The following is a 9,845-nucleotide window of genomic DNA, read 5'->3' as shown; positions in this document are numbered from 1 at the left end:
CCAGCTGAACCCCGAGGATGTTACTGCACTTTGAGAAGTGGCGGAGGGACAGGGACACTGAAGATACCTACTCTCTAAGCCTAAGTGCCTATAGATAAAGGGCTGTAGACCGTAGTACCGTGTCACAAACCGTGTCACATTTATACCTTGCTATGACCTTGAACGATACTAGATATCTCTCCCTGAATTACAATACTTGGGTATTTAAGAAGCGTATCCCTAAACCAATCAGACACCTATCTAATGGCTCTGAGTTCTTTATCAGATCACTACAAACCAGTGACCTACACCTAGCTAAGAAGCTTAGAGCTGATCTATTAGACTGGCTTGAAGAGGAGCTAATGCTTGCTATAGGAGCTAAAGGTGGTGCTACTGGTTCTAACGATGCTAGATACTCTAGCGATAAGGCTTCATACAAAGCTTGGTTAAGTAGGATTAAAGGTCACAAGGAAGAGGATAGGAGTCTGGAACACTTGGATATAGAGAGCCTGTATGACAAACATGGAGAGCCTGTAGTCCAAGCTTATAGAACAGTTATAGATGGCACTCAATACCCTGAGTATGGCTACTCCCTTAAGGAAGCTTTATCCGACTATAAGAAGTTCAAAAGCTCCACCCTGAAGAGTACCAAGGACTTAGGCAAAGCTGACCTTGCAGTCTCCTCTCTGCTGAAGTACTTAGGTAAGAGTGATATACCTTTGACTGAGATAAGAAGGAAGTCAGTAAGGCATTGGCTGGATGAGTTCATAAGTGGAAAGGTAAAGGGTGGTTCTAACCTCAGCGGCAAGACCAAGAAGAACTACATATCGGCTCTCATGGGTATCTGGAAGAGGGCGTATGATATGGAAGAGATAGAGTCTACCACGTTAGCTCCACTAACCACCAGCAGCACCAGTAATGGAATTACCACCAGCACTAACCCATTTCAAGGGCACTCTATATCAACCAAAGATACACAATCCTACCAGCTATTCAATGATTCAGAATTGAAGGATATATTCATTGGGACAGTACTTAAAGAGCCTCTTGGTGCTAGGCGTTTAGTGCCTCTCTTGGGGTTGGTCACAGGAGCAAGGATAGAGGAGCTGTGTAGTCTGAAGATTAAAGATGTAACAGCTAACGCCATTAGTAGAACCCTAACGCTTCACATAAGAGACGGTAAGACCAAGGCGGCAGAGAGGATAGTTCCTGTTCATTCGTCTGTCAGTGAGGAGCTTAGAGCTTGGCTTAATGTCCAGCAGCAAGAGAGAGGCTATGAGTACCTGTTTGAAGGTGATCTGAAGCCTCTAAACGGTATAGGAGGTAAATGGAGTCATGGCCTGTCTAAATGGTTCGGTAGGGTAAAGAGTAAGGCGATAGCTGATAGCAGTAGCAGCAGCAGTAGGACTAAATCTTTCCACTCCCTTAGGGTTCACATGGCGACTGCCTTAGAGAGAGCTGGTGTGTTAGAGAGTACGGCTACCCTGATACTAGGGCATGAAAGGAAGGTATCAATGTCATATGGTCTGTATAGCAAGGGTATGTCTGAAGAGCAGTTAAGAGAAGCCATAGAATCTATAGAAGTTCCTGAGTTTCTAACAGAGAGCCTTTAGAGTACCTTTGAGACTTCCATAGAGCCGATCTGAGGGCTTTTCTCTAGGTAGGTGGTGCGATGGCATAGGTCAGGTTTAGAGTGCCTTAGAATGGCTTATAGAGGCATCTAATGAAATCAGGAGTTAATATTGCTATTCCGTTATTCTAATCATTGATAAACTCTTGACTATATGAACACTAATATGATATAGGGGATGAATACCCTACCTATTGCCGTATAATAATTGTACAAATAATGAACAGTAATAAGGCAGCATATAGAGCAATCCCTAGTGTCCCAAGGCTTTCCACTATTATGTATGGAAGTAGTGATTAGAGCTATATAAGACTAATACTAAAACCTGCATCCTTAGTCTCCCTAAGGCTAGCAATTACCCCCCTCTTCATTAGAGAAAGTAACGCTCCTTTATAGTATCCCTACTCTCCCTAAGGCTGGCAATTAAGTTGCCCTGATAATAGAGAAAGTAACGCTCACTTTTGTATATTGCTATTCGTTATTATAATCACTGTAGCTGTTGACTCTGTAATCACTAATGTGGTATATGGGGTAAATACCTTACCTACTGCCGTGTAATAGTAGTACAAATAGTGAACAGTAACTAGGTGGTAAAATGGATGTAGACTTAGTGTCCCAAGGTCTCAAGCCTTTTCTATCAGTCAGAGCTAAAGTGGTATTTTTAAAGAAATATCAAAGCTGACTTCCTTAGTCTCCCAAGGGCTAGCAATTAAGTTGCTCTTCATTAGAGAAAGTGCGCTCATGTTATGATCTCTAATTCCATTGTTGATAGTTTTCAGTCTCAAACTAAATACTTATACCAATATACCGAGTATAGGATTAAAAGTTTATTCGCATTGTGGGTAGGGTTAATGGCCTACTCTTTGATGTGAGACTGCGCTTCCTGCTTTTAATAGTAGTAGAAGTGGTGAGTATAGGGAAACCTCTAAAGTCGAATAACCATAAGACCTCACAAAAATATAAAAAAATTATCTAACAATGTTTGCCCTATGGAAACAACTCATAATACGACGGTGACAATGTTTCTGTAGGGCTGTAGCGGAATGGCGTCTTTGCGACTTTTGCTATATCTATAAGATAAAAACTATAAGATGTCTTTTGGATTTTCTATAAGATGCATCCAGTAGATAAGAAACATTAAGAGAGCTTGTAGTTAATCATTAGGTTATCAAGAAGCTTGTGACTACTGGTCTGTCTGATCCATTATTACCTATTAAGAAATAAACAATAAAGATAGAAGCTACTAGTAAGGAACATGAAGATACTCTTGTTGATTCTCTCTTGAAGTAATCATTAGGCTTGTCTCTAGTAGATTGACTGATATCAGTATTATCCTTATAAGAAATAAATATTAGAGATATGAGTTTAAGATTAGTTTAAGACAACTATAGCGAAGCCTATAAGGTTTAGTTAAAGAGTACTTAAAGATAGGCGTATGAACCTTTATCCCAACTACGTGGGTTTGATAATATTATTATTACAGACACAAAAGCTATAGAAGGCTATAAGGCTTGGTTGGTTTAGATCAGTAAGTCATCTCTAACCTAGCCTTAATTTAATGTCCGTAATAATGAGTGATTACCGAATCACGAAAAAAGATATAGTCAACAGTTCAAGTTACTAAATGACAGCTATATGGCTTCGCTTAAGTACTTTATTTAGATGCTCTTGAAGACAGACAGATGAACCTTATCCTGTTACGGTATATTAATAATAATCAATCAAATAAAGATATAGACTTTAACTGTAGTAAATGACACCTATATGGCTAACGCTCTAAGATGCTTCATTTAGTTAACTTAAAGATAAGGCATATGAACATTACACTAGTATTGAATATTCTTAATTAATAACCAATAAAGATACAAAAGCTTATGGACAGACTCATAGACCACCAGCTACAAAAACCTTTAACCACAACTAACATACGTTAGATAACTAAAGGAAGTAACTAAAGACCACCTAAACCCACCAGCTATAGGCCGCTATAGATCACTTTAAGACCACGCCTATCTTTACGCTAGTAAACTAGCCTTTGTATTACCTACCTCAAGAAAACCCCTCAGATCGGTTTAAATTAAGTCTCAGAGGCATTCTTGAAGATAGTTCAGAAGGTCAATCCTCAAGGTCAATCCTCAAGGTCAATCCTCAAGGTCAATCCTCAAGGTCAATCCTCCTGAAGACAGTCCACAGTAGCATAGCTACCCACAAGGTCAATCCTCCTGAAGGTTAAGAGCCTTATAACTTGCTCGTCAAAATGGACGAACAAGATTGTGGACCTCAACAGACTTAAAGCAATCCTCAAGGTCAAGTCCACAGGTTCAAGTCCACTGGTTTGGTTCCCCTTTCCCCTTTCCGTTAGTGAAACTAACTTCCCTTCCCTAACCTTTCCCTGCTTAACACTGATGCAATATCGGTACACACATGACACAACAGCCTAACCACCATTAGGTATTTAACTTTAAACCCAAGAGCCTATTCAGAAAGTCCTATCCTACCCAGCATTGCCAATAGCAGAAGTTTCTCTTCTCTAGTCTTGGTGATCTGCTATTGGGTGGTGACTTTGTTTGGATGTGATAGGGCTTTCTAATATGCAAGAAGAGAAAACAATTAACCATGATGAATACAACTACAAACAACAACCACTACTCAATTGAAACAGTATCTAAGCCCGTGTTAGTGAAAACCTTTGGGTTAACTGAAGCTAACGCTAAGCTGATCCATAAGCACCGTAAAACATTTCAGATGATATATGATGCTGAGAGCTTAGATACTGGAATAGATGTTAGAACCTTATGGAACGAGTTAGGCAAGCCGGAGGGCGACTCACAGTTTAACCGCTGGTTTACCAAACAGATAGCTGATTTACTTCTGGTTCAGGGGATAGATTATGAGCCCTATACTTTGCTCGACAAAATGGTCGAACAAAACGCAGAGCCTCAAGTTAAAGATAATCGTGGTGGGCACAATAAGAAGGACTACATTGTCACGGTAAGCACAGCTAAGGAACTCTGCCTGACTGCCAAAGGCGAAGCTGGTAAAGCCTATAGGCAATACTTTATCGCAGCCGAGAAGCTCTTACGTAAGTTAGATAGCTACAACCCTCCCCGATTACTCAGCAAGGATAACCAAAAGAAGCTAAGGCATTATGCAGCAAAGACCTACAAAGGTTTTAATGATACTTCTAAGCAGTTCATAGCCTCCATTAATTCTCTGGTGTGTCTACATGCGACTGGTAAACGTCCTAGACAATGGGAAAAAGAGGGCAACCCTAATCCTCAGAACTGGCTTGAAGGCGCTGCTATGGCTAAATACCACCAAGTTCAGGAGGTCACTATTAAGGCTATAACGGCTGGTACTGATATAGAAACAGTTAAGGATAGTCTAAGGGTTCTATTTCCTGTAGAAGTAGTAGAGGATGCAATAGCATGACCACAAACAACAGCGAGTACAATGCTTCGTCCATTCAGATCAAATCAGAGATAGCTGTCGGTTCGCCATGGTTAATATCTGATACTATTGCCAGAGACTATAAGACTGACCCGAAGATGATCTTAAGATTGATTGAGGTGTCCGATAGACTGAATATGGACTATTCATATTTCATAGAGAAATACCTTGAGCGGTCAGACCCAGAGCCTATAGCTGCTTTCGAACAGCTCTATAGAACGAAGCTCCTCAGACAAGGGAATGAATGCTTTGAGTATGAGACTCTTTAACTCTGATAATTGTCAGTTCTAATAACAAGGAGATACAGATACCCCAAATGATATACATAGAAACACTTGTGTTGCTTCTAGCTCTTGGCTCTGGGTTGGGCACAGGCTTGTTCCTTGGCTTGTTGATAACACCTTTTAATAAGTAAAAGAGTCTCTCTCTCTCTCTCTCTCCTATACCCTTAATAATCAAGTCTCCATCCGTTAGCTTGCTAACATCCATCAATTACTACAGACTCAGTAATCAAATATATAGATACCTCGCCCCTTGTGTAGTCCATACAGGCACATCCATCAACCTACTCTCTATAGAGTCTGGTGTCTGGTGCTACACATGGAAGTCCCCTAGGTATTAGAAAATAAGAAGGATCGTATATTGGTTCTACTGTAGTAAGGGAGGCTTGATTCTTAAGGGTATAGAGAGAGAGCTTTTAGATTCACTGATAGAGTGCTCACACTGAAGTGGGTAACGGAGAGTAACTAACTAAAAACACAGACACACACAAACAGATAGAGAGTTCACCTTGAACACAGTTACCACTAATAACACTGTGAACACTATCACTACTACAGCGTTAGTATCCTAACAGCGTTAGAGTTCTAACAGCGACAACCGCTACTACTACTACTAACCATAAGAACAAGCAACAAACTATGTCTCACATTGCTAGTTTACTAGTGTAAAGAGATAGCTAAGCTTGCAGGGAAGCGTCCGGATAATGTTAAGCGAACTATTGAGAGCCTACAGGACAAAGGCTTGATTAGTTTTACTCAAATTGAGGAAAAGTCTACAGGCGGTCGTCCGAGTACTTCATTCCACGTAAACCAGCGTGATTCCTACATCGTTATGGCTCAAGTATCCCCAGAGTTCACAGCTAAACTTGTTGATCGCTGGCAGATGGATAAGGGGTTAATCCAACTTACTCAAATTGAGGAAGTTCAAATCAGGAGGTTAGCTAGCTAACGGAGGGACAAGGGTTTGTTAGCATTACTAACGTAATGGAATCGACCAATCCAAGTTTGGATGCGTCTACTTTGACCATGTTAGACAGATAGCTAAGGGAATCCCCCAGCGCAGATTTGCGTCGGGCTACATAGATACCATTATCACTATCATCATTATCATTATTATCATATGGCAAATAACAGATCAGACAACTATCAGAGCAACAGACTCCTAGGCACTCCAGAAGATCCCTCAGACCTCTACAACATACCACCAGCTCGCTATTCCCATAAGTATGACTTAACTAATCTAAAAGTCGTACTGAAAGAAGACAGTAGCTTGCTACAGACACTAAGAAGCGTGTAAGGGATGTTAAAGATGATCTCATGGCTCTAATAGCAGCACTAAGCACCCGACTGGCTCTAGTAGAGGCAGAGAGTCTAAAGCTTCAGGAAGATACTCAGAGACTTCAGGAAGAGAGTCAGAGACTTCAAGCAGAGAACTTAAAGCTTCAGGAAGATACTCAGACACTAAAAGCCAGAGTTTCTATACTAGAGCCTCCTGTAGCATAGCTACTTCCTACTATATCACCTCGTTAGATACACAGGATAGATAGCTGCTGCGTTGCTAGTTTGCTTCAAGAATAAACACAAGAGAGACAGGATACATCTACTATGCTACTAGGTCAGTACAGAGCCTTAAGAAAGCTACAAGAACGCATAGACAGCTTAATAACTACTGGTGACAACCCAGAAGAGCTATATCGCATAGAAAGGAAGTTAGAAGGTATGGCACGTAGCAACTGGAACTATAGGAAAATCAGGAAGTTTAAACCAGCTGAAGACAATGCTATAGACTCTACAGGCGTGTTAATGACTGTACCTTCTGATAGGCTAGGTAATACATCTCTATGGGTATCTTTGGGGTATCCTAGGGCTGTGGCTCTCGTACTATCTGGACAAGTGGAATCTCTAGGTGAGGCTATGCTAGTTCACTAGCGTGAAGGCTTGTCTTCAAGATTAGTCTTCAAGGTTAGTCTTCAAGGTTAGTCTTCATTAGGCTTTGTGTCGGTAGCAAGCTACTGTCTGTAGTAAATATATCAGCTAGCACCATACACCCTACTAGAAATAAAATACCAAAAAAATGTGAGAGGTTAAAAAGCGTAGTGCTAACCGCCTTTCCCCCCTATACCTCCCTATCGCCTCTGTAGTTTTCAGTAAGGGAGGGCATCTTCTAGTAGGCTCCTTATCGCCGCCACTAATACCATGACTATACAGCTCTGAAGCGATGTTAGGCTACTAACGCAGCAGCTATCTATCTGAAGCGATGTTAGGCTACTAACGCAGCAGCTATCTATCTGAGACGTGACTCTACGTGAAATCTGAGAAGGTTACAGGGTAATAGTCCTGATCCATTCAAGCTCGTTAACGTTAGCGGAGCTAATAACGCTATATCACTCCCCTACTTATCGTATCAATAGATACTACCGTATCACTAGGGTACACCCTAACAACTATATTCACTTCTTTATGCTATCTATAACTATTGTTGTATTCAATAGGTTGACTTCCCATTATGGGTACAGTAGGATAATAAAGGTCTAGAGTTAAATGAATACAGATAACATATAGGTGTAAGGGTATGCAGTACACAACAGTGGATACAACAGATCAGCAAGCTAACAGGTTACAGGATACAGGTAAGGGAGCTAATGTAGTTAGTACTGGAGCTAATGTAGTTAGTGGTGCTAACGTAGGCTATATCAGAGTCTCAAGTGCTGACCAGAACACAGATAGACAGTTAGCTGATTTAAAGCTAGATAGAGTATTCATAGATAAATGTTCAGGCTCTACTACTGATAGGCCAGAGCTTAAAGAAATGCTTAGATATGTCAGAGAAGGCGATACTATCCACGTACACAGCATTGATAGGCTAGCTAGATCACTTAGAGACTTAGGTCAGATAGTTGATGATCTACAGAACCAAGGTGTCGGCATTCATTTCCATAAGAACAACCTTAAGTTCTCCTCTCATAGTTCCCCATCAGATAAACTACTACTCAATATGCTGGGTGCTGTAGCTGAATTTGAAAGAGAGATCATTAGAGAGAGGCAAGCTGAGGGAATCGCTAAGGCAAAGGCTAAGGGAGTCTACAAAGGCAGGAAGCCTAATATTGATAAGCATGAAAGGATAAGGATGCTTAGGCATGAGGAAGGTATGTCTCTAAGGAAGATAGCCGAAGCTGTAGGGTGTTCTTTAAGTTCAGTTCAGAGAGCTTTAGCGCAAAGCTAGGTGTCTGTAGAGAAGGGTAGAGCTTATGGTTTTGCCCTTATTTATTTATGAGAATTAAGGCGGGTGTATTAATATCAGTTCTATACCTCTTTTGACTATTGTCATTGGAGGCTTTTTTGTGCCCTATTGTAGCTACACTGTGTCTACAGTCTTTATATTCTTGTCCTTGCTTTTTTATGAGAATTAAGGCAGGTGTAATAATGTTATAAAGGCTACAGGAGCGAAGCTCTGCTAGTTCACTAGCGTGAAGGAAGACACAAACTTTAAACTCTCCTATAGATACTCCTGTAGCCTCTCCTATAGATACTCCTGTAGCCTCTCCTATAGCCTCTTAGTACTTATGTAAGCATGGAACCTGCCTAGCCATACCTCATACTCCTTATTGCCTACTTTCTCCCATAGAAACGTTCTTCCTTCCAGCACATCCTTATAGTTCCATCCCTTTCTATACCATTCTGCATGGATACATAACCCTAAGAATCGCTTTATAAAGAACAGAGAGATAGCGTTTACAGTGTCCATATACCTTTGAACCTCACTTTACTTTATTTACTAGAGGTCATAATACACTAAAAACCCTATAGGTAAACCTTTGGATTGATCCTAAGGCATCTATAAGCCTGTCTAAGGCGTTTTTACTATCCACCACTACCTACCTATGCCTTACTGTATTTAATGCCTGTAGGTACTCTATATGCCTGTAGCAGCGGTTGATAGCTTTACACCAATGGCGGGAAAGTCATAGAACCTTAGAGATACTTCTCTAGAGCTGCGCTCCTTAAGAATCCCATACTTATCGTAGATATGCTACTGAGACTCCCTTTGCGCTAGCAAACTAGCATAGAGCTTTCTAAGAGCTTTTCTCAAGGTGGGTGGTAGCTCTGCTACTGGTAGTGCGATCGTATAGGTTAGGTTTAGAGAGGCTTATAGAGCCTAACAGAGAAGTCTAAGACCTTTACACAAATTGTGGGAAGCTGAAACCTTAGAGAGCCTAACAGGAATAGTTACTCCATTGTCCACATGATTCAAGGTAACGGAGTACAGAGCTTGGTTAAGCCTTAGAGTACAGCTCAGATTATTTACACTAGTAAACTAGCGAGGCCGTATCAAGAGATAGAGAACCAACCCAGATTTGGGTCCGTATCGAAGATACTATAAGCTACTACCGTATCACAAACCATATCACATTTAGAGTAATGACCTTTGTAAGTCATTGATTCTAAAGGATATTTAAATATGGCGGAGGGATGGCTGAGCGGTTGAAAGCACCGGTCTTGAAAAC

General features: G+C 40.9%; 4 protein-coding genes. All 4 read left to right on the top strand.

What is annotated here, in order from left to right; all coding sequences use genetic code 11:
- Nucleotides 1-158: 158 nt before the first annotated feature.
- The 4 genes from KDK17_RS06595 (at nt 159) to KDK17_RS06580 (ending at nt 8,563) form a co-directional block, all read left to right on the top strand.
- The gene (locus KDK17_RS06595) at nt 159-1,592 is read left to right on the top strand and encodes a tyrosine-type recombinase/integrase (RefSeq protein WP_257287650.1); all 1,434 of its coding nucleotides are present in this window, start codon (nt 159-161) and stop codon (nt 1,590-1,592) included.
- 2,633 nt (nt 1,593-4,225) lie between these two features.
- Nucleotides 4,226-5,041, top strand: a complete 816-nt coding sequence (locus tag KDK17_RS06590) for an antA/AntB antirepressor family protein (protein ID WP_257287649.1) — start codon at nt 4,226-4,228, stop codon at nt 5,039-5,041.
- 1,616 nt (nt 5,042-6,657) lie between these two features.
- A complete protein-coding gene (locus KDK17_RS06585; protein ID WP_257287648.1) occupies nt 6,658-6,843 on the top strand; it encodes a hypothetical protein in 186 nt (61 codons plus the stop codon).
- 1,069 nt (nt 6,844-7,912) lie between these two features.
- The gene (locus KDK17_RS06580; RefSeq protein WP_257287647.1) at nt 7,913-8,563 is read left to right on the top strand and encodes a recombinase family protein; all 651 of its coding nucleotides are present in this window, start codon (nt 7,913-7,915) and stop codon (nt 8,561-8,563) included.
- Nucleotides 8,564-9,845: the final 1,282 nt, after the last annotated feature.

Source organism: Endozoicomonas sp. SESOKO2 (assembly GCF_024606245.1).
Lineage (GTDB): Bacteria > Pseudomonadota > Gammaproteobacteria > Pseudomonadales > Endozoicomonadaceae > Endozoicomonas_A.
Note: the sequence above shows the minus strand (reverse complement) of the source record. Positions and strands in the feature narration are given on the sequence as shown.